General features: G+C 67.6%; 21 protein-coding genes. 3 read left to right on the forward strand and 18 right to left on the reverse strand.

The genetic code is table 11. The annotated features are described in order from the left end of the window. Nucleotides 1–68 precede the first annotated feature (68 nt). From FIV50_RS08880 to FIV50_RS08950, 15 genes are all read right to left on the reverse strand, one after another. Nucleotides 69–1646, reverse strand: a complete 1578-nt coding sequence (locus tag FIV50_RS08880; RefSeq protein ID WP_140037126.1) for a Rieske 2Fe-2S domain-containing protein — start codon at nt 1644–1646, stop codon at nt 69–71. A gap of 75 nt (nt 1647–1721) precedes the next feature. Beyond that, nucleotides 1722–5021 (reverse strand): DEAD/DEAH box helicase, encoded by a 3300-nt coding sequence (locus FIV50_RS08885; RefSeq protein WP_258184193.1) that lies wholly within the window; start codon nt 5019–5021, stop codon nt 1722–1724. Between the two features lie 56 nt (nt 5022–5077). Then, on the reverse strand, nt 5078–5488 hold the full coding sequence (gene nusB / locus FIV50_RS08890) for a transcription antitermination factor NusB (protein WP_042536620.1): 411 nt from the start codon (nt 5486–5488) through the stop codon (nt 5078–5080). A gap of 3 nt (nt 5489–5491) precedes the next feature. After that, on the reverse strand, nt 5492–6052 hold the full coding sequence (gene efp / locus FIV50_RS08895) for an elongation factor P (protein WP_140037127.1): 561 nt from the start codon (nt 6050–6052) through the stop codon (nt 5492–5494). Nucleotides 6053–6127: 75 nt separating this feature from the next. Beyond that, on the reverse strand, nt 6128–6565 hold the full coding sequence (gene aroQ / locus FIV50_RS08900; RefSeq protein ID WP_140037128.1) for a type II 3-dehydroquinate dehydratase: 438 nt from the start codon (nt 6563–6565) through the stop codon (nt 6128–6130). Beyond that, entirely contained in the window at nt 6562–7650 is a 1089-nt protein-coding gene (aroB, locus tag FIV50_RS08905; RefSeq protein ID WP_140037129.1) for a 3-dehydroquinate synthase, read from the reverse strand. The genes aroQ and aroB overlap by 4 nt, the downstream gene beginning before the upstream one ends. Continuing rightward, complete coding sequence (locus FIV50_RS08910) at nt 7647–8165, reverse strand: shikimate kinase (RefSeq protein WP_140037130.1); 519 nt, start codon at nt 8163–8165, stop codon at nt 7647–7649. The genes aroB and FIV50_RS08910 overlap by 4 nt, the downstream gene beginning before the upstream one ends. After that, nucleotides 8149–9378, reverse strand: coding sequence for a chorismate synthase (aroC, locus tag FIV50_RS08915; protein WP_140037131.1), 1230 nt, complete (start codon nt 9376–9378; stop codon nt 8149–8151). Before aroC ends, FIV50_RS08910 begins: the two co-directional genes overlap by 17 nt. 54 nt (nt 9379–9432) lie before the next feature. After that, nucleotides 9433–10245 carry a shikimate dehydrogenase gene (locus tag FIV50_RS08920; protein WP_258184194.1) on the reverse strand — a complete coding sequence of 271 codons (813 nt, stop codon included), beginning with the start codon at nt 10243–10245 and terminating at the stop codon, nt 9433–9435. Continuing rightward, entirely contained in the window at nt 10242–11777 is a 1536-nt protein-coding gene (gene mltG, locus FIV50_RS08925) for an endolytic transglycosylase MltG (RefSeq protein WP_140037132.1), read from the reverse strand. The genes FIV50_RS08920 and mltG overlap by 4 nt, the downstream gene beginning before the upstream one ends. After that, the gene (gene ruvX / locus FIV50_RS08930) at nt 11777–12253 is read right to left on the reverse strand and encodes a Holliday junction resolvase RuvX (protein WP_140037133.1); all 477 of its coding nucleotides are present in this window, start codon (nt 12251–12253) and stop codon (nt 11777–11779) included. Before ruvX ends, mltG begins: the two co-directional genes overlap by 1 nt. Then, complete coding sequence (gene alaS, locus FIV50_RS08935; protein ID WP_140037134.1) at nt 12250–14910, reverse strand: alanine--tRNA ligase; 2661 nt, start codon at nt 14908–14910, stop codon at nt 12250–12252. Before alaS ends, ruvX begins: the two co-directional genes overlap by 4 nt. Before the next feature lie 80 nt (nt 14911–14990). Further along, nucleotides 14991–15179, reverse strand: a complete 189-nt coding sequence (locus FIV50_RS08940) for a hypothetical protein (protein ID WP_140037135.1) — start codon at nt 15177–15179, stop codon at nt 14991–14993. Nucleotides 15180–15284: 105 nt separating this feature from the next. Next, nucleotides 15285–15914 (reverse strand): 30S ribosomal protein S4, encoded by a 630-nt coding sequence (gene rpsD / locus FIV50_RS08945; protein WP_052677824.1) that lies wholly within the window; start codon nt 15912–15914, stop codon nt 15285–15287. A gap of 161 nt (nt 15915–16075) precedes the next feature. Beyond that, complete coding sequence (locus FIV50_RS08950; RefSeq protein WP_140037136.1) at nt 16076–17407, reverse strand: replication-associated recombination protein A; 1332 nt, start codon at nt 17405–17407, stop codon at nt 16076–16078. Nucleotides 17408–17518: 111 nt separating this feature from the next. Between FIV50_RS08950 and FIV50_RS08955 the strand changes: the two genes are divergently transcribed. After that, the gene (locus tag FIV50_RS08955) at nt 17519–17818 is read left to right on the forward strand and encodes a hypothetical protein (RefSeq protein ID WP_140037137.1); all 300 of its coding nucleotides are present in this window, start codon (nt 17519–17521) and stop codon (nt 17816–17818) included. 78 nt (nt 17819–17896) lie between these two features. On the opposite strand, the gene FIV50_RS08960 is transcribed toward FIV50_RS08955, so the two are convergent. Further along, nucleotides 17897–18619, reverse strand: a complete 723-nt coding sequence (locus FIV50_RS08960) for a winged helix-turn-helix domain-containing protein (RefSeq protein WP_140037138.1) — start codon at nt 18617–18619, stop codon at nt 17897–17899. Between the two features lie 31 nt (nt 18620–18650). Continuing rightward, the gene (locus FIV50_RS08965) at nt 18651–19721 is read right to left on the reverse strand and encodes an NAD(P)/FAD-dependent oxidoreductase (RefSeq protein ID WP_140037139.1); all 1071 of its coding nucleotides are present in this window, start codon (nt 19719–19721) and stop codon (nt 18651–18653) included. A 215-nt stretch (nt 19722–19936) separates the two neighbouring features. Between FIV50_RS08965 and FIV50_RS08970 the strand changes: the two genes are divergently transcribed. Then, nucleotides 19937–21298 (forward strand): DUF349 domain-containing protein, encoded by a 1362-nt coding sequence (locus tag FIV50_RS08970; protein ID WP_140037140.1) that lies wholly within the window; start codon nt 19937–19939, stop codon nt 21296–21298. Nucleotides 21299–21359: 61 nt separating this feature from the next. After that, a complete protein-coding gene (locus FIV50_RS08975) occupies nt 21360–21911 on the forward strand; it encodes a type IV toxin-antitoxin system AbiEi family antitoxin (RefSeq protein ID WP_181164183.1) in 552 nt (183 codons plus the stop codon). Here FIV50_RS08975 and FIV50_RS08980 read toward each other — a convergent pair. After that, the gene (locus FIV50_RS08980) at nt 21898–24147 is read right to left on the reverse strand and encodes a RelA/SpoT family protein (RefSeq protein WP_140037142.1); all 2250 of its coding nucleotides are present in this window, start codon (nt 24145–24147) and stop codon (nt 21898–21900) included. The genes FIV50_RS08975 and FIV50_RS08980 overlap by 14 nt on opposite strands. Between the last annotated feature and the right edge of the window lie 14 nt (nt 24148–24161).

Raw genomic sequence — 24161 nt, forward strand, 5'->3', positions numbered from 1 at the left:
CGTCGAAAGCGAGCCGCGACGTCCTTGCATCACGACCTGCCCCCTGCGGGTGCGGGGATCGCGACACGTCAGCTGGCCTCGCTGAGCACGGCGTCGCTGACCTCATCGATCTTCGTGGAGCGGATGGGATGACCGCTCGTCGACAGGCAGCGGCCGGTCTTGAGGTCCCACTTCCAGTCGTGCATGCTGCAGGTCAGTATTCCGTCTTCGTCGACCTTGCCGGTCTTCGTCAGGTCGGCCCTCAGGTGCGGGCAGCGGCGCTGCACGACCCAGTCGCCGATCTCGGCATCCTCGGTCTGATCCGTCTGCTCCTGGTACCAGTTCTCGACGTACTCGATCCGGTCGACCGAGAGGCACTTGAGGAACGTCGTCAGGAACTCGTTGAACTTGCCGCTGCGTCCCACCTGGAACTGCATCGAGAGGAAGATCGAGTTCGACCAGTCGATCTCGTGATCGCGGATGTTCGTCGAGACGAGGTCAGCGGGGATCGTGTACCAGTAGATGCACTCCTCGCCCGCGTACTCGCGGACCTTCGCGCGAGGGAAGTCGACGACCATGTCGAGGTCACCGATCTTGAATCGCACACACCCGCCGACTCCGAGGCGGATGGTGCGCGACTTCTTCAGCAGCGGCTCCCACCAGGACTTCAGCTCCTCGAGCATCTCGGTGGCCGGCAGGACCTCCGCGCGTGAAGCCTGCTCGTCGAGGATCTCCTGCTGGCGCGACGCCCGCTGCTCTTCGAGGTAGTCCCACTTCTCGTCGAAGATGTGGGCGAGCTCCGCCTCGGTATAGAGCGACTGCTCGGTCGACACCTGACCGGCGTCGACGGTCACGACCGTGCCGGGTACGAAGAGGTGCCCGTCGTACTGGGGCGAGAGCTCCTTCATGTGGGCGAGGAACTGCTTCTGATCCGTGAAGATCGACTCTCCGTTGCGGCCGATCCCGTTGAAGTCGAAGAGGTCGTCGCGCAGGAACATGGGCGGCCCTGCCATCGGGAAGACGTGCGGAGCATCCACCTTGTCGATGTAGTACATCGCTCGCTTGTTCTGCGCGTCTCGCTTGAGCTTCGCGAAATTCTGCTTCGCGTCCATCGGCAGGTCATAGACCATCGGCCACCAGATCGCGCCCGAGACCTGCGTGAAGTACGCCTCAGGCTTTCCGAAGTGGAGCAGAGTGTCGAGGTCGAGGGGGTGCGAATCGTTCTGGTTGAGGACCGACGCGGTGCCGTCGTCGACGCTCAGTGACGAATCGCCGATCGGGCCGTCGCTCGGGGCGCGCAGCGGCGTGATCATGATCTTGAGGTCGCCGCGCTCGATGATCTTCCCCGCCGGCGCGTAGGTGATGTTCGTGTAGCCCAGTGCGCGGATGTCCTGCTCGAGGTCATCGATGGGGTACTCCGGCAGCAGCACCTCGATGTCCTTGCGGATGTAGCGCTCGAGCAGCGCCGGGTCGAAGTGGTCGCGGTGCCGGTGCGAGATGTAGAGGAAGTCGGCCTCGCGGCCGAAACGCTCCCAGTCGAGCCCGCGGTTGTCAGGGAAGGGGAACCACGAGCCGAAGAACGAGGGCCCGAGAACCGGGTCGCAGATGATGTTCCCGCCGACTGTCTCGATGAACATCCCGGCGTGGCCGAGTCCCGTGATCCGCATGCATTCCTCCTGAGGTGAACCGTTCGATTCTACCGACGGGGTCCTGGACGGATGCGGTGACCCGGCCGGAACAAATCAGGCGTCGTCGAACAGACCCTTGATGTCGTCGGCCGTGAGCGACTGCGCGAAGAGCTCGTCGTCGTCCATCACGGCGGTGAAGAGCCTGGCCTTGCGACGCTGCAGCTCGAGGACCTTCTCCTCGATAGTGCCGGTCGAGATCATCCGATACACGAACACCTGATTCGTCTGACCGATGCGGTGCGTGCGGTCGATCGCCTGCTCTTCGGCGGCCGGGTTCCACCAGGGATCGAGCAGGAAGACGTAGTCGGCCTCGGTCAGTGTGAGTCCGAATCCACCGGCCTTCAGGCTGATCAGGAACACCGGCTGCTCCCCCGCCTTGAACCCGTCGATCACCTGCTCTCTGCGCCTCGTCGATCCGTCGAGATGCGCATACGGGATGCCCGCGGCCTCGAGGCGGGCGGCCGCGAGATCGAGGAACGAGGTGAACTGGCTGAAGACGAGCGCGCGGTGCCCCTCGGCCTGCAGCTCGACCACGCGCTCGAGAAGCGTGTCGAGCTTGCTCGAGCCGATGTCTGCGTCGGCCTCGCCGACCAGCGCAGGTGCAAGGCTCAGCATGCGCAGCAGCGTGAGCGAGCGGAAGACGATGAAGCGGTTGCGATCGAGATCGTCGATGAGCCCCAGGACCTTCTGACGCTCGCGTTGCAGCACGACGTCGTAGAGGGCCCTGTGCTCGGGACTCATCTCGACCTCGAGCAGCTGCTCCTGCTTGGCAGGGAGATCTGGCGCCACGAGCTCCTTCGTCCGTCGCAGCATCAGGGGCCGGACGCGACGACGAAGCTGGGCGAGTCGCCGAGCGCGGTACTCGCCGCCCTCCTCGTTCTCGGGAACCTTCCCCTTCTCGATCGGCTGGATGTACCGGTCCTTGAACTTGCGGGCCGAAGGGAAGAGCCCCGGCGCGGCGAGCTTGAGAAGCGACCACAGCTCGGAGAGGCTGTTCTCCATCGGTGTGCCGGTCACCGCGTACGTGACGTCGGCACGGAACGTCGAGATGGCCCGGTGGAGTCTCGTCTTGGGGTTCTTGACGAACTGGGCCTCATCGAGGATCAGTCCGGCCCACTCGACCTCGCGGAATTCCTCTTCGTCGAGTCGTGCGACCGTGTACGAGCTGACCACGAGATCGCTCGATCGTGCCGCCGCTCTCAGCACGTCCGCGCGCTTTCCGCTCGTGCTGTCGACGATCGAGACGCGAAGACCAGGGGTGAATCGCGCGGCCTCCGACCGCCAGGTGCTCAGCACCGACGTGGGGGCGAGCACGAGGAACGGCCGCGTCTCGCCGGCATCCCTCGTGTGCTGCACGAACGTGAGAAGCTGCAGGGTCTTGCCGAGACCCATGTCGTCGGCGAGGATCCCTCCCAGCCGGTGACGCCACAGGAAGACCAGCCAGTCGAAGCCGGTCTTCTGATACGGGCGCAGGTCGGCCTGAACGCCTGCGGGAACGGGAGTCGGCGGCACACCGGTGGCCTGACGAAGTCCGTCAGCCGTGGCGCGCCAGCTCACAGCAGGCTCGGCCTCGTCTGCGAGATCTTCGAACTCCTCCCAGAGATCGGTCTGGTAGCGACTGATCCGCGGGCCCGTCTCCCATTCGTCGAGCTCGCCGGCTTCCTCGATGAGGTCTCGGAGACGATCCAGCGACGTGTGGTTGAGCGAGAAGTACCCGCCGTCGGAGAGGAGCAGCTTCTTGCGCCCCTTGCTCAGCGCCGTGAACAGCGGCCCGAAAGGGATCGTCCGGCCGTCGATCGTGACGAGGATGCCGAGATCGAACCAGTCGGAGTCCGTGGACTCGACGGTCGTGACCTTGACCTGCGGATCACCGGTCAACTCGCGGTACGCCTTGCGCTCTCCGCTGGATTCGACGCGGACTCCCACCGCCTCGAGTGCAGGAACCCCCTCCGCGACGAACGCCGCCGCGTCGATGTCGTGGAAGGAACCGCTCGGCCTGAAGCTGGTCGTGCGGAACTCCTGCCATGCGGCCTCGATGGCCGCCCTCTTGTCGGTCTCGACGGCGGCGTCGCGCACGGCTGCGTCGTTCCAGGCGAAAGGAACGCGCCCGAACTGCCCGTACGACCACTCGAAGGAGTAGCTCACGACATCGCCGCGCTCGTAGCTGACGGTCAACACGGGCTCGGGCTCGGGAACGTCCGGAAGCGCCACTGCCCCGACCGTCCGCACCGTGCTGCGCCTCGCGAGCAGCGGGTAGGCGTCGGCGATGAACGCCTGCTCATCGTCGGAGGGCACGACGATCGGGTCGGATGCCGCGAGCAGCGCGCGCGTCTGCTCGCTCAGCGCCACCTCGGCCAGGACGATCTCGATCCGCGCACCCAGGAGCCCGGCCGAGTACACCCCCGTGCGGCCGATCGGATGCACCTCCCGGTCGGGAACGTCGTGGTCGTCGATGCGCACATCGGCGGAGACCACCAGAGAGCCGTCGTCCGAACGAGTGATCCGGGTCGACACCTCTGCGCTGTCCGCGATGCGTACCGAGGCGCTCTTCTGGCTCGCGACGAGCGGAATGCCGAGCTCGGGGCCCGATCGGAGGTGTCTCCAGAGCAACGGCGACTCGACCTGGTCGAGGACGAGCCACTCGCCGGCGTTGCCGGAGAGCAGCGAATCCCGCGAGATGCTGAGCAGGTCTCCGAACCAGCGGTTCTGTTCGCGACCGAACTGCGACGCGTCGCGACGGACGGCGTCCCAGCCTGCGCCGCCCTGGATCCAGGCGCCGGTCTGCGCGCTGCGCATCATCGGTCGGATCGCCAGCAGCAGCTCACCCTGTGGGCGTGCCAGATCGCGTGCCGTCGCCGCGCGGACGGGACGCGGCCCCCAGTGGTTCTCGCTCCGGGACTCGCGGTGTCGCAGCTCGATTCCCAGCGCGAGGCGCTGCGGATGCCGGGCCACAGACGGGTCGAGCAGGCTGCGCCACGACGGTGCGGCACTGCTGCGAGGCGCGGCCGACTCCGGCTGGACTTCGGGCTGCCGCTGAAGGGCAGCAGCCTGCTGCGAGTACTCGTGCACGTTGGAGGCGAGCAGCGTGGCGACGACGTGTTTGCACCCGCTGCGCACCGGGCACGAGCAGCGGGTCGTCCGCGGGCGCCTCGTGCCGTTCGACGAGTGGAAGAGGATCTCGGTCACATACTGCGCGTCCGAGCTGCCGCGCACATGCCCCTCGATCTCGAGGAGATCCTCATGCCAGACCACGTCGAGCACGTTGCCCGCGCGGAAGTACGCGAGACCGCGTTGATAACCACCCGCATCGGTGATCTGCATGAGATCTCGAAGATCGACGTGCGGCGCGGGCATGACCCCATCCTTCCGGCGGCCTCCGACATCTCGGAGACCGCGTCCTGAGTCGTCGCTCAGGCCGCGCGAGACACGCGGGCGAGCACACCGTGCACGAACGCGCCCGAGTCGTCGGTGGAGAACTCCTTGGCGAGCTCGACCGCCTCATCGATGGCGACGGCCGTCGGCACCTCGGCGTTGAACAGGATCTCCCAGACGCCGATGCGCAGCAGCGCACGGTCGACCGCGGGCATCCGCTCGAGCTTCCAGTCGCGGCTGTGCGTCGTGATGAGCTCGTCGATCTCGTCACGGTGGTCGATGATGCCGTCCACGACCTCGCGGGCGTACAGCCAGGAGGCCTCGCGGGCGGGTTCGCTCGCGGCTCGCTTCGCCTCTGCGGCAAGAGCCACGGCGACCTCGTCGCCACGGACGTCGGCGGAGAACAGGATGTCGAGTGCGCGCTTGCGCGCCTTCGTACGGGCGCTCACGCCTTACTTCTCGCGACCGAGGTAGTCGCCGGTGCGCGTGTCGACCTTGACCTTGGTGCCGGTCTCGACGAACAGCGGCACCTGGATCTCGTAGCCGGTCTCGAGCGTCGCGGGCTTCGTGCCCGCCGAAGACCGGTCGCCCTGCACGCCGGGCTCGGAGTAGGTGATCTCCAGGATCACGGATGCCGGCAGATCGATGTACAGCGGGTTGCCGTTGTTGAGCGCGATCGTGACCTGCTGGTTCTCGAGCAGGAAGTTCTTCGCGTCGCCGACCGTCGCAGCGGGGACCGTGATCTGGTCGTAGTCGGTCTGGTCCATGAACACGTATCCGTCACCGTCCGTGTAGAGGTACGTGTAGTCACGGCGATCGACGTTCTCGATCTCGATCTTCGCGCCGGCGTTGAAGGTCTTGTCGACGACCTTGCCGCTCATGACGTTCTTGAGCTTGGTGCGGACGAACGCGCCGCCCTTGCCGGGCTTGACGTGCTGGAACTCGACGACGCTCCAGAGCTGCCGCTCGATGCTGAGGACGACGCCGTTCTTGATGTCTGCGGTAGATGCCATGAGCTGGACTTTCCGTTTCTAGAGTCTGGGGGCCGCTCGCGTCCGAGGTGGACTGGGGTGGGCCGAGAGTCGATTCTACGCGATGAGCGCTGCGAGCTGCCGCACAGCGCTCGCGTAGCCGTCGACGCCCTCGCCGATCACACGCACCGCCGCGACGTCGTGAAGGTAGGAATGGTGCCGGAAGTCCTCGCGCGCGTACACATCGGAGATGTGCACCTCGGCGAACGGCAGAGCGACGCCGGTCAGGGCGTCACGCAGCGACACGCTCGTGTGCGTGAGCCCGCCCGGGTTGATGATGATCGCGGCGCAGTCCTCCCTGGCGGCGTGGATGGCATCGATCAGCACCCCCTCGTGGTTGCTCTGCAGCGCCCTGATCTCGAAGCCCGCGGCCTCGGCAGCCGCAGCGGTGATCTTCTCGACATCGGCCAGCGTCGCGGTGCCGTAGACCTCTGGCTCGCGGCTGCCGAGCAGGTTGAGGTTCGGCCCGTTGACGAGCAGGATGCGGCGAGTCATTCGCCGATCTCCTGGTACGCGGCGAAGAGCAGTGACTCGTCCGGGGCCTGCAGCACCGTGGGCTTGGCGATGTCGTCGAGGAGGATGAATCGCAGCATGCCGCCACGGCTCTTCTTGTCGCGCTGCATCGTCGCAAGCAGCTGCGGCCATGCGCCGGCACGATATCCCGTCGGCAATCCGAGAGAGTCGAGGATCGTGCGGTGACGCTCGGCGGCGGAGTCCGACAGCCGCCCGGCGAGTCGCGACAGCTCGGCCGCGTACAGCATGCCGATCGATACCGCCGCCCCGTGGCGCCACCGGTAGCGCTCGGCGTGCTCGATCGCATGGCCGAGGGTGTGACCGTAGTTGAGGATCTCGCGCTGTCCGGCCTCGCGGAAGTCGTCGGAGACGACCTGTGCCTTCATGTCGATCGCGAGTTCGATCGCCCGGCGGAACTCGGGTGTCGTCGAATCGACGGCGCGCGCGGGGTCCGCCTCGATGATGTCGAGGATCTCGGGAGCCCAGATGAATCCGGCCTTCACGACCTCGGCGAAGCCCGCTGTCGCCTCGTTCGGGCTGAGGCTGGCGAGCTCGTCGAGGTCGCCGATCACCGCACGAGGCGCCCAGAAGGCGCCGACGAGGTTCTTGCCCTCGGCGGTGTTGATCCCGGTCTTGCCGCCCACCGATGCGTCGACGAGGCCGAGCACGGTGGTCGGCACCTGGACGAGCTGGACTCCCCGCAGCCAGGTCGCCGCGACGAAGCCGGCGAGATCGGTCACCGCGCCGCCGCCGTATCCGACCACAGCGTCCGAGCGGGTGAAGTCGGCCTGCCCCATGACCTGCCAGCAGAAGGCGGCTACCTCGACGCGCTTGCCCTGCTCGGCATCCGGCACCTCGGCGAGCAGAACCTCCCGCTGACCGTTCTCGACGTCGGCGAGCAGCCGATCCCGCAGCTCCGCCGCGCGGGCGGCGAGCGTGGGCGGGTGGACGACGAGCACCTTGCGCACTCCGGCGTCGAGGGCCGCTGACACCCGATCGAGGATGCCGCGTCCGATGGCGATGTCGTAGGGGTTCTCCCCCGTCACGCTGATGGTTGTCGTACTCATCCCAGTTCTCTCCTCCATGCCACGATGTCGTCGGCGATGCGCTGCATGGGGCGTCGCGACGTGTCGAACGTCACGGATGCCACCTCGTCATACCAGTCTCGACGTTCTTCGAAGATCTTCGTCCATCGCCCGACGGGGTCATCGCCCGCAAGCAGGGGGCGCCCGCCGCTGTGGATGCGATCGGCCACCGCCGCAGGAGTGACGGTCAGGAACACGACCGGGTGCACGAGCAGCAGCTTTCGGGTGCCCGCGTCGGTCACCGCCCCTCCACCGAGGGAGATCACGCCGCCCGCCTGCAGAGCCTCCGCGACCTCGGCGCGCTCGAGCGAGCGGAAATGCGCCTCTCCGTGCTCCTCGAAGATCGCAGGGATCGGGCCGTGCGCTGCGACGACCCGTTTGTCGGTGTCCACGAACGGCACGTTGAGCTTGCGTGCGACACGACGCCCGACGCTGGTCTTGCCGGCCGCCATCGGACCGACCAGCACCAGCGTCAGCGGATCAGTCGCGCTCGTCATGCGCGATGAGCGCCGCCTCGGACGCGGGCGTCGTGCGCAGCTCAGCAGGAATCGCCGCGAGGTAGCCGTCGAGGTTGCGGCGCGTCTCGCCGATGCTGTCGCCCCCGAACTTCTCTAGCACGGCGTTGGCGAGTTCGACGGCGACCATGGCTTCGGCCACGACCCCGGCAGCCGGTACGGCACACACGTCGGATCGCTGATGGTGTGCCGTGGCATCCTCGCCGGATGCGATGTCGATCGTTCGGAGTGCGTGTGGCACGGTGGCGATCGGCTTCATCCCCGCGCGCACACGGAGCACGGTTCCGGTCGACATGCCGCCCTCGGTGCCTCCCGCGCGGTCCGAGCCGCGAGAGATGCCCTCGGCGGTCGCGAACAGCTCGTCATGGGCGGCGGAACCGCGTCGGCGCGTGGTCTCGAAGCCGTCGCCGATTTCGACACCCTTGATCGCCTGGATGCTCATGAGGGCCTGTGCGAGACGCGCGTCGAGACGGCGATCCCAGTGAACGTGCGAGCCGAGCCCGGGCGGAAGACCGTAAGCGAGCACCTCGACGATTCCACCGAGGGTGTCGCCGTCCTTCTTCGCGTCATCGACCTCGGTCACCATGAGAGCGGAGGTCGCCGCGTCGAAGCAGCGCAACGGATCGGCGTCGAGCCGGTCGACGTCGTCGGGAGTCGGGAGTGCAGCGTCGTCCGGCACGCGGACCGGACCGATCGACAGCGTGTGGCTGACGAGGCGAATGCCCAGTTCGCCGAGGAACGAGCGAGCGATGGCACCGAGGGCGACTCTGGCCGCCGTCTCTCGTGCGCTGGCACGCTCGAGGATGGGGCGCGCCTCATCGAAGTCGTACTTCTGCATGCCGACGAGATCGGCGTGCCCCGGCCGCGGGCGGGTCAGCGGTGCGCTCCGGCCACGCGACTTGTCGGTCAGCTCGACGGGTTCGGGGTTCATGACCTCGATCCACTTCGGCCACTCCGTGTTGCCGATGCGCAGAGCGATGGGGCTGCCGAGGGTCTTGCCGTGACGGACGCCACCTGAGATCGTCAGCTCGTCCTGCTCGAACTTCATGCGCGAGCCGCGCCCATAGCCGAGCTTGCGACGTGCGAGATCGGCCTGGATCGCCTCGGAGGACACCGGGACGCCCGAGGGCAGACCCTCCATGACGGCAATGAGTTCTGGGCCGTGCGATTCGCCGGCAGTGAGCACGCGGAGCATTGGTCTAGTCTCCCACGCGTTTCGACTCGGATCGTGCCGCGTGACGACCGATGACTACAGAGCGGCCTTCATCGCGTCGACCACGGCCTCTTCCGAAGGAAGCGGAACACTCTGGTCACCGTGCACGAAGATCCGGACCTGGCGGACGGCCTGACGCAGCAGCATCCCCTCGCCGGAGACGGCTCGGCCGTCGGTCCACACGGATGCGAGCGCCGACGGCCACGGGGAGTAGGCGACATCGAACAGCACTCCCCCGCTCAGACTCAGGCGCGCAGCTGTCAGAGCGTCGAGAGCGGTGCCGCCGGGCAGCGTCGCCACGGTGAGGCCGACGTCCCCCGCGTCTGCATCGAACGGGGAGACGGAGACGGAGACGCCGAGCCGCTGTCCCAGGGCCACGAGGTCGACGGCGCGTTCGGGTCGGCGAGCACGCACATCGATCGAGCGGGCTCCTGCCTCGACGCACGCGACGAGAGCGGATGAAGCCGTTGCCCCGGCGCCGAGGATGCGAACGCTCTCGATGCCGAGCAGACCCTGCTCGCCCAGCGCGTCGACGATTCCGCCGACGTCCGTGTTGAAGCCGTGGATGCCGTCGGTCAGCAGCAGCGTGTTGGCAGCTCCTGTGAGGTTCGCGTAGCGATCGTGCGTGCTCGCGGCGCGGTGCGCCGTCTCTTTGAGGGGCATCGTGAGCGAGAGACCTCGCCACGATTCGTCGAGAGCACCCAGAGCGTCGGCGAACGCCCGCTCGTCGACCTGGCGGCGCGTGTACTCCCAGTCGAGGCCGAGCGCTGCATATGCCGCGTCGTGCAGCTGGGGGGACTTGGAGTGAGCGATCGGGTCTCCCCACACCGCGAGGCGCCGCCGGGTCATCCGGCCGAGCATCCCCCGTCTGGGTTCTCCTGGCACCATTGATCCCACTTCTCGACTCCCTGCAGGTGTTCCTCGTAGGTCTCCGAGAACTGGGTCTCTCCGGTGGCGAGGTTCGTCGTCACGAAGTAGATCCACGGCCCGTCAGCGGGGTGCATCGCGGCGTCGATCGCCGCGTAGCTCGGGCTGGCGATCGGCGTGACAGGCAGACCGGTGTGCACGTAGGTGTTCCACGGGTTGTCGTCTTCGAGGGCCTCGGCAGAGCTCGAGACGACGCCCTCGTGAAGCGAGCCGTAGCCGTACTGCGCCGTCGAGTCCATCTGCAGCTTCATGTCGATGTCGAGGCGGTTCTCGATCACGCGGGACACCTTGGGGAAGTCAGCAGTGAGGCCCTCGCGCTGGATGATCGAAGCGATCGTCAGCACGCGCTGCGCATCCTCTGCGGGCACCCCGGCATCTGTCAGCGCTTCGTTCGTGCGATCGACCATGCGTTGGATGACCTGCGTGGCGGTCACCTCCGGATCGAACGTGTAGACGGCCGGGAAGAGCCACCCCTCGAGGTTCTGCGCGGTCACACCGTAGGTCGCAGGATCCGCATCGACCGCCGCCTGGAGCTCCTCGATGGGCATCCCGAGAGACTCGGCCATGCCGGGCAGCGAGGATTCGATCGTCGCGCCCTCACCGACACTGGCGGAGTTCTCGCGCTTGTTCTCGGGGTTCTGAAGCGCCTCGAGAGCTGCTTCAGCCGTCATCTTCTCCTGCAGCGAATAGATGCCCGGATAGAAGGTGACGGCGATGTTCTCGGTGACCAGGTAGTCGTAGAAGACATCCTCCGTGCGGGTGACGCCGGCTTCGTAGAGGGCCGTCGACACCGGTGCGCCCGTGTCGCCCTCAGAGATCGTGACGAGCACCTCACCGGTGGCCAGCCCCGGCTCCCAGTCCTCGGGCTCGCCCCAGCCGAGGGCGTTGCTGATCTTGTCGCCGTAGGCGTTCCATGCCCAGACACCGGCGCCGACGATGCCGCCGATCACTGCGAGGACGATGACGAGGGCGACCAGGCACCCTGTGCGACGCTTCTTCTTCGCCGGCGGTCGAGTGCCGCTGGGCTCCTCCGGGTGTCCGTGGAAGAGGTCCTCGAGGCGGCCGCCTGCTGCGGAGCCACCGGCGGCGCCGATCGAGGCCGCGTCGCCCGTGGACTCGGCCGGCGTGGTGCCGGAGGCACGTTCTGCAGCGGTCCCCGCTTCCGCTGTCGGAATGGGTGCGGCCGAGGGCGGGTCGCCCGCGTCGCCCGTGGCGGCTGTCGGCATCGCGCGGGTCGTCACGTCCTCACCCGTCGATGTGTCCGCGGACTCGCGTTCCGGATCGCCGGACGACCTCACGGCTGCCGCTTCGCGAGCAGCTCTACGGGACCCGGGTGCGGGTGGTGTGTTGTCGACCGTCGGAATCTGCTGCGACGGGTCGGGAAGGTTCTCGAACAGGTCACCCAGGCGGGCGTCCGGATCGTGCTGGGGCGAAGCACTCTCACGTTCGGGCATTATCGGGGGGACTCCTCGTCGAGCGGAATCGTGGCACCGGTCGGGTTTCCGGTGCTCTTCTCCGTGTCGATCGCCTGCTGCAGCAGGACCACCGCGGCGATCTGATCAACAATGCTACGAGACTTCTTCTGTGATCTGCCCGAAGAACGCAACGCGGCGTGTGCCGTGACGGTGCTGAGCCGCTCGTCGACGAGCCGGACCGGAGTTCCGGTGCGAGCGTGCAGGGCGGCAGCGAACTCTCGGGAATCCGTCGTCGATGCCGTGTCAGCCCCCATCAGGTTGACGGGCAGTCCGACCACGAACTCGAGCACGTCGAAGTCCGCCGCGATCGCGGCGATCCGGTCGATCGCCTGATCATCCCGCTGCACGGTCTCGACGGGCACAGCGAGCATGCCGTCCGGATCGCATCGAGCGACGCCGACTCGCGCTCGCCCGACGTCGACGCCGATGCGCACGCCGCGGCGGAAGCCGCTCACGCTGACTGCAGCTCCTGCGTCACGGCCTCGAGGGCCGGCTGCAGGGCTGAGACATCTGTGCCACCGCCCTGAGCGACGTCGTCACGACCGCCACCGCCTCCTCCGAGCACCGAAGCCGCACGCTTCGCGAGCGCTCCGGCCTTGGCGCCAGCCGCACGCGCCGCGTCGTTCGTCGCGACGACCACCACCGGGCGACCGTTGACCGAGGCTCCGAGCGCCACGACCGCCGCGTCGGAACCCAGGCGGTCCCGGACACCGAGGACGAGCTCGCGCACATCGTCTGCCGAAGCCACCTCGCCGAGCGACTGCGCAGCGAGGCGGAAGGCGCCCACGCGGCTGGCCGCATCGGCGATGGCGGGAACACGCCCCGCGCGCTCCTTTGACTCGAACTGCGCGATGCGCTTCTCAGCAGCCTTGAGGCTCGCGGACAGATCGGCGATCCGCTCGGCGAGCTGGTCGCGCGGGGTCTTGAGCGAGGTCGTCAGCTGCGACACGAGCGCCCGCTCTGCCGCGAGCTCGCGGAACGCGTCCTGACCGACCAGCGCCTCGATGCGGCGGTTCGATGCGCCGACGGACGATTCGCCGACCACGCTCACGAGGCCGATCTCGGCGCTCGTGCTGACGTGGGTTCCCGCGCACAGCTCGCGCGACCACGGCCCTCCGATGTCGACCATGCGCACGACATCGCCGTACTTCTCGCCGAACAGAGCCATGGCTCCGGCGTCCTTCGCCTCGTCGAGCGTGACGATGCGGGTCGTGACCTCGAGAGCGTCGTTGACGGCCCGGTTGGTGATCTCCTCGATCTCGGCGCGCGTGTCGGCGGAGAGCGCCTGCGACCACGAGAAGTCGAATCGCATGTAGCCCGCACGGTTGAGCGAGCCGGCCTGCGTCGCGGTGGGCCCGAGCGTGTCGCGGAGCGCGGCGTGCACGAGGTGCGTCGCAGAGTGCGCCTGGCGCGCAGCACGGCGATTGGCCGCATCGACGATGGTCGTGGCCGCGTCGTCGATGGCGACGACTCCGCGAGTGACCTCGACGGTGTGACTGATGAGTCCGGGGACCGGGCGCTGCACGTCGAGCACCTCGAGTTCATACCCCGGGCCGACGATCACACCCTTGTCGGCGACCTGACCACCGGATTCGGCGTACAGCGTGGTCTCGGCGAGCACGACCTCGGCGATCTGCCCCTCCGCAGCGCTGCGAACCGTCTGACCGTCGACCAGGATCCCGAGGATTCGCGAGTCGACCTCGAGCTCGGAGTATCCGTCGAAGCCCGTCTCGCCCAGAGCGCGGAGATCGCGGTACACCGAGACATCCGCGAGCTGACGCTTGCGATTGCGCGCGTCTGCCTTTGCGCGCGAGCGCTGCTCCTGCATCAGGCTGTCGAAAGCCTCGCGGTCGACGGCCAGGCCCGCTTCCTCTGCGACCTCGAGAGTGAGATCGATCGGGAAGCCGTAGGTGTCGTGCAGCAGGAACGCCTCGGAGCCGCTCAGCGAGGCTCCGCCGCCCTTCTTCGTCTCATCCAGAGCGAGGTCGAGGATCGTCGACCCCGATGCCAGCGTGCGTCGGAAGGTCTCCTCCTCCGCGATCGCAGAGGCGGAGAGGGTCGACCACTCCTTCTCGAGCACGGGGTAGGCGGACTTCATCGCATCGCGTGAGGTGGCGAAGAGCTCGGGGAACACCGGCTCGTCGACACCGAGCAGGCGCATCGAGCGCACCGTGCGACGCATGAGGCGTCGGAGGATGTAGCCGCGACCCTCGTTGGACGGGCGGACGCCGTCTGACAGCAGCATGAGCGACGAGCGCACGTGGTCGGCGACCACGCGGAAGCGGACGTCATCTTCGTGCACGGCGCCGTAGCGGCGGCCCGAGAGTTCGACAGCGCGGTCGAGCACCGGACGCACCTGGTCGGTCTCGTACATGTTCTCGACGCCCTGCTTGAGGAACGCGACACGCTCGAGTCCCATGCCGGTGTCGATGTTCTTCTGGGGAAGCTCCCCCACGATGTCGAACTCGGTCTTGCCCCGGATGTTCTCGATGAAATCCTGCATGAACACGAGGTTCCAGATCTCCAGGAACCTCGAGTCGTCGACCGCCGGACCGCCGTCCTTGCCGTATGCGGGTCCTCGATCGAAGAAGATCTCGGAGTCAGGCCCACCGGGGCCGGGTTGGCCGGTGTTCCAGTAGTTGTCGGCGCGCCCCAGACGCTGGATGCGCTCGGGCTTGAGGCCGATGATGTCGCGCCAGATGGCCTCGGCCTCGTCATCCGTCTCGTACACGGTGACCCAGAGGTCCTTCTCGTCGAAGCCCAGGCCGCCATCGGCCTCAGAGCTCGTGAGCAGCTCCCACGCGTAGCGGATCGCGCCCTCTTTGAAGTAGTCGCCGAACGACCAGTTGCCCATCATCTGGAAGAAGGTGCCGTGACGTGCTGTCTTGCCGACCTCTTCGATGTCGTTGGTGCGGATGCATTTCTGCAGGTCGGCGATGCGCGGATGCGGTGCGGGCACGACTCCGGTGAGGTACGGGATCATCGGCACCATTCCGGCGACCGTGAACAGCAGCGACGGGTCGTCACTGACCAGCGAGGCCGAAGGGACGATGAGGTGGTCGTTCTTCTCGAAGAAGTCGAGATACCGCTCCGCGATCTCCGCAGTTTTCATAGGGGTGCCAGGTGTCCTTGCGTACAGGTGTGGAAGGGCGTGCCGACTGACGTGACGTCGCGGCGAGGGTGCCGTGACGGTCAGTCGCCAGCGGGGTCTGTGAGACGAGCCTGCTCCTCGCGGAAGGCGTCGCCGACGATTCCCGTGAACTCGTTGAAGCGGGCGTCGACCTCGGCGAGGATTTCATGACCGCGCGGGTCGTTGTTCATGAGATGCGCCGCGATGAAGCCGCCGATCACACCGATCAGGAACCACTGCACGTTCTTCATGTCGCCATCCTTGCCTCTGGCCCGCGTGGGCGCGGTGCTTCCATCGTATGCGGAAAGGACAGAAGGCGTCGGGTGACCCCGACGCCTTCTGCGGAAAAGCTGAACTCAGCGAGCTGCGTAGTACTCGACGACGAGCTGCACTTCACAGGTCACGGGGACCTCGGCGCGCTTCGGGCGACGAACCAGGCGAGCCTGGAGCTTGTCGAGCTCGACCTCGAGGTAGCCGGGAACGGGAGGCAGGACCTCGGCGTGACCGCCGGCTGCTGCGACCTGGAAGGGCTCGGTGCCCTCGCTCTTGGCCTTGACGTGGATGAGCTGACCCGGCTTCACGCGGAAGGACGGGCGGTCGACGAGCTGGCCGTCGACGAGGATGTGACGGTGCACGACGAGCTGACGAGCCTGTGCGGTGGTGCGGGCGAAGCCCGAACGCACGACGAGGGCATCGAGACGCATCTCGAGCAGCTCGACCAGGTTCTCACCGGTCAGGCCGTCCTGACGGCGAGCCTCGTTGAACGTGTTGCGCATCTGCTTCTCGCGGATGCCGTACTGCTCGCGCAGACGCTGCTTCTCACGCAGACGGACGGCGTAGTCGCTGTCAGCCTTGCGCTTGGTGCGGCCGTGCTCACCCGGAGCGTAGGGACGCTTCTCGAGGTAGCGGGCGGCCTTCGGGGTGAGCGGGATGCCGAGTGCGCGGCTGAGGCGCACCTTGCGGCGGTCCTGGGACTTCGTGGTCACGAAGTTATCCTTCCGATGACGTGGTCGCGTCTTTCACGACTCACGGACGTATCGTCCGCGTTCTGCCTTGGAGCGCACGCCGGGGCGCCAGCAAGGTGGGGTGTGAACGAGGAGATGCCCGAAAACACGGTTTCGAGCCGATCCAGTCTAACAGATCCGCGTCAGCGCCCGTCGAGGATGCGGCGGATGCGCTCGAGGCGAGCCGAGATGTCACGCTCGGCGCCCAGGTTCTTGGGCTCGTAGTACCGCTTGCCCCGCAGCTCGTCGGGCAGATACTGCTGCGGAAGGATGCCGAACTCGCTGTCGTGGGGGTAGACGTAGCCTCTACCGTGGCCGAGCCGCTTGGCACCCGGATAGTGCGCATCGCGCAGATGCAACGGCACCCGCCCGAAGCCTCCGGATCGGATGTCGGCGATCGCCTGGTCGATGCCCACATAGGCGGCGTTCGACTTGGCGGTCGTGGCGAGGTAGACGGTCGCCTCGGCGAGCGGTATCCGCCCCTCGGGCATGCCGATGAACGCGACCGCATCAGCGGCGGCCACTGCGATCGAGAGCGCCTGGGGGTCGGCGAGACCCACGTCCTCGGAAGCCGAGATCACCAGACGTCGTGCGATGAAACGGGGGTCCTCCCCCGCTTCGATCATCCTGGCGAGGTAGTGCAGCGCGGCGTCCGGGTCGGATCCTCGGATCGACTTGATGAACGCGCTGATGACGTCGTAGTGCTCGTCGCCCTGCCGGTCGTACCGCAGCAGCGCCTTGTCGACGGCCTGAGCGACGTCGTCGGCGGTCGCGGCCGGCACCGCGCCCTCATCGCCCTTCGACAGAGCGACGGCAGCGGCCGCCTCGAGTCCCGTGAGCGCACGTCGCGCATCGCCGGAAGCCAGTCGGATCAGGGCGGCGCGCGCATCATCGGCCAAGGTGACGGCGCCGTTGAGTCCGCGCGCATCGGTCACCGCCCGATCGACGAGCAGTCCGACGTCGTCGTCCGTCAGCGGCTGGAGGGTGAGGAGCAGCGACCGCGACATCAACGGCGAGATCACCGAGAACGAGGGGTTCTCGGTGGTCGCGGCGATCAGCAGAACCCATCCGTTCTCGACGCCGGGCAGCAGCGCGTCCTGTTGGGCCTTGGTGAATCGATGGATCTCGTCGAGGAACAGGATCGTGGTCTGGCCGTACAGGTCGCGCTGGGTGATGGCCTCCTGCATGACCTCGCGCACGTCCTTGACACCGGCGGTGATCGCCGAGAGCTCGACGAATCTGCGACCGGATGATCGTGCGATCGCCTGCGCGAGGGTGGTCTTGCCGGTTCCCGGCGGCCCCCACAGGATGATCGAGACCGCGCCCGGCGAGGTGGCAGCGGGGTCGGCCAGCGCGACGATCGGGGAGCCGGCGCGCAGCAGGTGCTTCTGACCGGCCACCTCATCGAGCGACACGGGGCGCATGCGCACGGCGAGGGGCGTCTGCCCGGAGAGCAGTGCGGCTGCGGAGGTCATCGCTCCAGGCTAACGCGGGGCACCGACACTTCGGGCGCGACAGCACAGCGCGATCGCGACGGTAGGCTCTCAGGCGACGTTGCACATTCACGTCCAGTAAGGGAGCACGCAATGGCCGGACGCGGGAAGAGCACGCAGCAGTCGCGCACCGAGGCGGAGCGCGCACGCCTGCACACCGCCCGCAAGACGTGGCACGAGGGGCAGATCCGACGCCGCGTCCGTGACAACGCGGTGGCTTCCGTCGTCGCCGCACTGGTCATCGCCGGCGCGATCGCCAGCCAGGTCGTGCTCGCGCAGACGAGGCCCCCGGAGCAACCCGCTCCCACGCCCACGGTCGAGCCGACAGTCGCACCGGTGCCGACGGAGACTCCGCTGCCCGAGCCTCTCCCGTCCGACGCTCCGACCGAATGACTCTCAGTCCCGTGTCGAGCGGGCGCCGTCCGCGCTGCCGCACTCGTATGGAACTCACCACCGCTGCTCCGCGCTCCGTCAGGTCTCGGTGACGGCGAGTCGGTAACCGCGCTTGACCACCGTGTGCACGAGCACCCTCTGCCCGAGCGCCTCACGGAGACGCGCCACCGCCGCCTCCACCGCATGCGGTGTGCGCTGTGGTCCGGGAAGCGCCGCTCCGAGCTCCGCCCTCGAGATGACGCGACCCCCTGCGGTGGCCAGAGCGTCGATCAGCGCGACGGCGGACCGCGAGAGCGGGACGAACACTCCGTCGACGACGACACCGCCGCTGCGGACCTCGACCAGTCCGGCATCCGTGGGGAGAGACGGTGCACCACCTCGCACGAAATGCTCGATCACCCGGTCGGCCGACGACGTGGGGTGTTCGTGCTCTGAGACGGCGGTCCGGAGCTCGGCGTCACGCAGCCTGTCCGCGACGCCGGCCCCGACGGATACGAGGAGCAGACGTCCCGAAGCGGCACGGCGTCGGACGCTCTCGAGCGCATCTGCCCGATCTGCTGCGTCGACCCAGGATCCCGCTGCCGACACGGAGACGATGATCACCGCGTCCACTTCGCCGCGAGCGGCGTGGATCGCGGCGGGGCCGAGCCCGTGCGCCGCGCCCGGGCTCGGAACGACCGCACGCCGAACTGTCGCTCCCCGACTGCTCAGCAGCACGTCGAGGTCGCCTGTGGAGCACTCGTCCGCGATGACGATCGCGCATCCCGCCAGCGTCGAATCGAGAGTTCGTGCGGGCGTCATGGCCGCGCCCTGCGCATCATCACGACCGACATCAGACAGCCTGGAGCGCACGCACTCGTGGTGATCCTGCGGCTGCAGGCGCGTTAGGCCGCAGTGGCCCCCTCGCCGTCGTGAGGAGGTCTCGCGGTGCACTCATCGCGCTGACATCGAGGATCCGGGCTGCCGCGACCTCCGCCATTGCGTAGCCGCGAGCGAGTGCTTCGGCCCGTCGGCCCTCGAAGCTCGCGACATCGCCGATCGCGAAGACACGCGGGTCGGAGGTCGTGCATCGTTCGTCGACCACGATGCCGCCCCGAGGGTCGACACCGATCGACGCGTTGCGGGCGAGCTCGTCCCGAGGGCGCACGCCGACTGCGAGAACGACCAGATCGACGGACTCGACGCCGTCCCCGAGTTCGACGGCACCCACGGCACCCGACGAGTCGCCGGCCAGACGCACGCCGTGCGACTCAGTGCGGACGGCAACGCCTCTCGCCTCGAGGAGACCTGCGAACGAAAAGCCTCGAGCCTCCGAGACCAGCGTCGCAGAGGTCGGGAGATCGGAGTGCTGCACGACGACGGGCGCGACATCCAGGAGCTGCAGAGCGCCGGCGGCCTCGATCGCGAGCGATCCGTCGCCGATGACAGCACCGCGGAGCGGACGACCGAGTTCATTCCTGCGGCGATACGCGAAGCGCTCGAGACGCTGCACGTCTTCGAGAGTGCGATAGCCGAAGCATCCGCGCAGGTCGGAGCCGGCGATGTCGACGCTCGCGGCATGCGAACCGGTCGCGAGCACGAGCGAGTCGTACCCGACGATCCGACGTGATCGCGTCATCACGGTCCGCGCGCCGGGGTCGATGCGAAGCACCCTGTCGTCTGCGATGAACCGCACGCGGAAGTCTTCGAAGACCGAGCGATCCAGCTCGAGAGCCTCGGGCGTCGCTCCGGAGAACAGCCCGGAGATACCCGTCCGGTCATAGGGGTGTCGAGCCTCGTCGCCGATCACGGTGACGTGGATCGGCGTCTCGGCGGTGCTGATCAGATTCTCGACGAATCGGTGCGCGACCATGCCGGCTCCGACCACCACGATCTCCGCGGGGGTGAGGACGGCCTCGCTCATACTGCTCCAATCGCCGGGGGACGTCGTGAAGGAGACGATAGGAGCACGATGTTTCTCGCATATGACGCGCGATGTTTCGCGCGTCGAACGATTCGCTCACAGATCGGTAACGGCCATTGTGAGCAATGGCGACCACATCGCAACCTCGCTCTCGTACTAGGCTGAAGCTCGTCCTTTCCGCCTCCCGCGGGCCCTACCGCGCAAGGAGAATCACCGTGTCTGCCACAGAGCCGTCGAAGCCGACTCCCCCCGTTCCCGCTCCCCCCGCCGCGCCCCTGCCGCGAAAGGTGCCGACGCCCGCTGCCGTCGCCCCGGCGGCCGCAGCTGCCGCAGCCGGCACCGCATCGTCCGACGCCGCGAAGTGGGGTCGCGTCGCCGATGACGGCACCGTCGAGGTTCGCGAGGGTGAGGAATGGCGCGTCGTCGGTCAGTACCCTGACGGCACCCCCGACGAAGCACTCGCCTACTTCGTGCGCAAGTACGACGACATCGCCTTCAAGGTGCGCACGCTCGAACAGCGTCACCAGGCCGGTGGCGCCTCGGCCGGTGACCTCGTCAAGCAGGCGGGCCACCTTCTCGCCGAGGCGACGGATGCGGCCGCCGTCGGCGACCTCGCCGGACTGCGTGAGCGACTGAACACTCTGACCTCCTCGCTCTCCGAGGCGACGGCTCAGGAGGCCCAGCAGGCGAAGGAACTGGTCGACAAGGCCATCGCAGAGCGCACGGCCCTCGTCGAGCGCGCCGAGGAGATCGCCGCCCGCGATCTGTCGAAGGTGCAGTGGAAGCAGGTGACCGCGGAACTCGGTGAGCTCTTCGATGCCTGGCAGGCACAGCAGCAGAACGGGCCGCGCCTGTCGAAGGGTGTCTCGCAGCAGCTCTGGAAGCGGTTCCGCGACGCACGCGGCACGGTCGACAAGGCGCGTCGCGCCTTCTACTCCGAGCTCGACGACACGCACAAGAGCGCCCGCGATGCGAAGACCCGCCTGGTCGAGCGCGCCGAGGCCCTCGCACCCCGCGGCGTCGACGGCATCCCGGCGTATCGCACCCTGCTCGACGAGTGGAAGGCTGCCGGCCGCGCCGGTCGCAAGGCCGACGATGCGCTGTGGGCGCGCTTCAAGGCGGCCGGTGACGCACTGTACTCGGCACGTGCCGAGCAGTCGGCTGCCGAAGAGGCGGACTCCGCTCCGAAGATCGAGGCTCGCCAGGCCCTGCTCGAAGAGGCGAAGGCCGTGGCCGACGAACCCAACATCAAGCGCGCCCGCGCGCTGCTCACCGGCATCCAGCGCCAGTGGGACGAGATCGGTCGCATCTTCCCCCGAGACAAGGAGCGCGCGCTTGACGATCGCCTGCGCGTGATCGAGCAGGCGCTCAAGGCCCGCGAAGAGGTCGACTGGAAGAAGAACAACCCCGAGACCAAGGCGCGCGCCAACGACATGAGCTCGCAGCTTCTCGAGGCCATCGAGAAGCTCGAAGCCGAGCTCGCCGCCGCAGAGAAGTCAGGCGACAAGAAGGCCGCCAAGGCTGCAGCCGATGCTCTCGAAGCGCGACGTACCTGGCTCAGCGCACTCGGCGGCTGACCTTCTCCACAGATCTCCGGAACGACTCGGATCGCGGGATGCTCCGCGCCAGACTGGCGTGATGCATCCCGCGTTCCTGTATCTGCCCGGTGACCGACTCACCGTCCCCGAGCTCAGCGCGGCGAGGCTCGACGGGCACGTGGTCGATCTCGGCGAGGGGTACATCCCGGCGGATCTCGTCGAGAGCCCGAGTGCCAGGGCGGCCGCGATCGCTTCTCTCGTACCCGTCGACACCGCGGCCTCAGGACCATCCGCAGCCTGGGTCCACGGGGCCGGAGACGGTCCACCGGCCCGCCACCACGTCCGGAGAGCAGTCAGTCATCGCATCCGCCCCGCACTGCCCTCTCGGGTGATCCTGCACGACACTGCGCTGCCTCGAGCGCACGTCGTGCTGATCGGCGGGGTGCCGGTCATGACGCCCGAGCGCACGATGGTCGATCTCGCCCTCGGCCTGCACCGCGACGAGTCGCTGCGGCGATGGATGCTGCTCCTGGCGCACGCCGAGCCGAGGCTCGTCCCGGCTGCGCTTGTCGCACTCGACACCATGATCCGCGTGCCGGGCAAGCGCGCCGGACGAGGTGCTCTCGAGAGGCTGCTCGTCAGGACGAGGTGACGCGGTAGACGTCGTACACCGCGTCGATCCGACGCACGGCGTTCAGCACGCGGTCGAGATGGACGGCATCGCCCATCTCGAAGACGAAACGGCTGATCGCGAGACGCTCGTCCGTGGTGCTGACCGTCGCCGACAGGATGTTGACGTGGTGCTCGCTCAGCACACGGGTGACATCCGAGAGGAGCCCCGAGCGGTCGAGAGCCTCGACCTGGATCTGCACTCGGAACACGCTCTTCGTCGTCGGCGCCCAGGACACCTCGACGAACCGGTCTTCATCGCTCTGGAGAGCCTTGACGTTCGGGCAGTCCGTGCGATGCACCGAGACGCCGCTGCCGCGGGTGACGAAGCCGACGATCGCATCGCCGGGCACGGGGGTGCAGCACTTCGCGACCTTGACCAGGATGTCGGATGCACCACGCACCAGCACCCCTGAATCGCCGGAGCGGGGCTCTCGCGAGGGCATGCTTCCGGGGAGGTCGATCGGACCGGTGGCGGGGTCGGTCGCTGCGACCAGCGCGGTGACCTTCTCGAGCACCGACTGCGTCGACACATGGCCCTCGCCCACAGCGGCGTACAGCGCGGAGACGTCTTCGTAGCGGAGCTGATGGGCGACCTCGGCGAACGAGTCCTGGCTCATCAGCCGCTGCAACGGCATGTTCTGGCGGCGCATCGCGCGGGCGATGGCCTCCTTGCCCTGCTCGATGGCCTCTTCGCGACGTTCCTTCGTGAACCAACCGCGGATCTTGTTGCGTGCTCGGGTGCTCTTGACGAAACCGAGCCAATCCTGGCTCGGGCCGGCATCGGGGTTCTTCGAGGTGAAGACCTCGACCACATCGCCGCTCTTGAGTTCGGACTCCAACGGCACGAGACGCCCGTTGACCTTCGACCCCATCGTGCGGTGGCCGATCTCAGTGTGCACGGCATACGCGAAGTCGACGGGAGTCGCGCCGGCCGGGAGCCCGACGACACGACCCTTGGGTGTGAAGACGTAGACCTCTTTGGCGCCGATCTCGAAGCGGAGGGAGTCGAGGAACTCCCCCGGGTCGGCCGTCTCGGCCTGCCAGTCCGAGATGTGCGCGAGCCAGGCCATATCGCTGTCCGAGGCACGGACTTCGGCCTTGCCGCCGTTCATCCGCTCCTTGTACATCCAGTGCGCGGCGACACCGTACTCCGCCTGCTGGTGCATCTCATGCGTGCGGATCTGGATCTCGACCGTGCGTCCGGACGGACCGATCACGGTGGTGTGCAGCGACTGATAGAGATTGAACTTCGGGGTTGCGATATAGTCCTTGAAGCGACCAGGAAGCGGGGTCCATCGAGCGTGGATCGCCCCGAGCACCGCGTAGCAGTCACGAACCGAGGCGACGAGCACCCGGATGCCGATCAGGTCGTAGATGTCGTCGAACTCGCGACCTCGCACCACCATCTTCTGGTACACCGAGTAGAGCTGCTTCGGGCGCCCGACGACCTTGCCGCGAATGCGCAGATCGCGCAGATCCTCGTCGATCTCCTCGACCACCTGAGCGAGGTACTTCTCGCGCTGCGGGGTACGCTGCGCGATGAGGTTGTGGATCTCGTTGTAGATCTTCGGATGCAGCACGGCGAACGAGAGGTCTTCGAGCTCCGACTTGATCGCTTGGATACCGAGGCGGTTGGCCAGAGGCGCGTAGATCTCGAGCGTCTCCTTCGCCTTCTTCGCGGCTTTCTCGGGCGGCACGAAGCCCCAGGTGCGGGCATTGTGCAGCCGGTCGGCGAGCTTGATCAGCAGCACGCGGATGTCCTTCGACATCGCGACGATCATCTTGCGGACGGTCTCGGCCTGCGCGCTCTCGCCGTACTTGACCTTGTCGAGCTTGGTGACGCCGTCGACGAGCATCGCGACCTCGTCGCCGAACTCGGCTGTGAGATCGGTGAGGGCGTAACCGGTGTCCTCGACGGTGTCGTGCAGCAGGGCCGCCGCGATCGCACGAGGGCCGAGGCCCATCTCGGCGAGGATCTGCGCGACGGCGAGCGGATGCGTGATGTACGGCTCACCGCTCTGACGCTGCTGCCCCGCGTGCTTGTCCTTCGCGACGGCGTAGGCGCGCTCGATGACCGCGAGATCGCCCTTGGGATGATTCGCACGCACCGTGCGGATCAGATTGTCGAGGTCGTTGATCCTGGGCGCGCGGGAGAAGATGCGGGGAACCAGTCGTCTCAGGCTGGATCCCTGCGACGCCGTCTGCGGTTCCGCCATCCGCTCACCTCCGA

The sequence above is a fragment of the Microbacterium foliorum genome (genome assembly GCF_006385575.1).
Classification (GTDB): Bacteria; Actinomycetota; Actinomycetes; order Actinomycetales; family Microbacteriaceae; genus Microbacterium; species Microbacterium foliorum_B.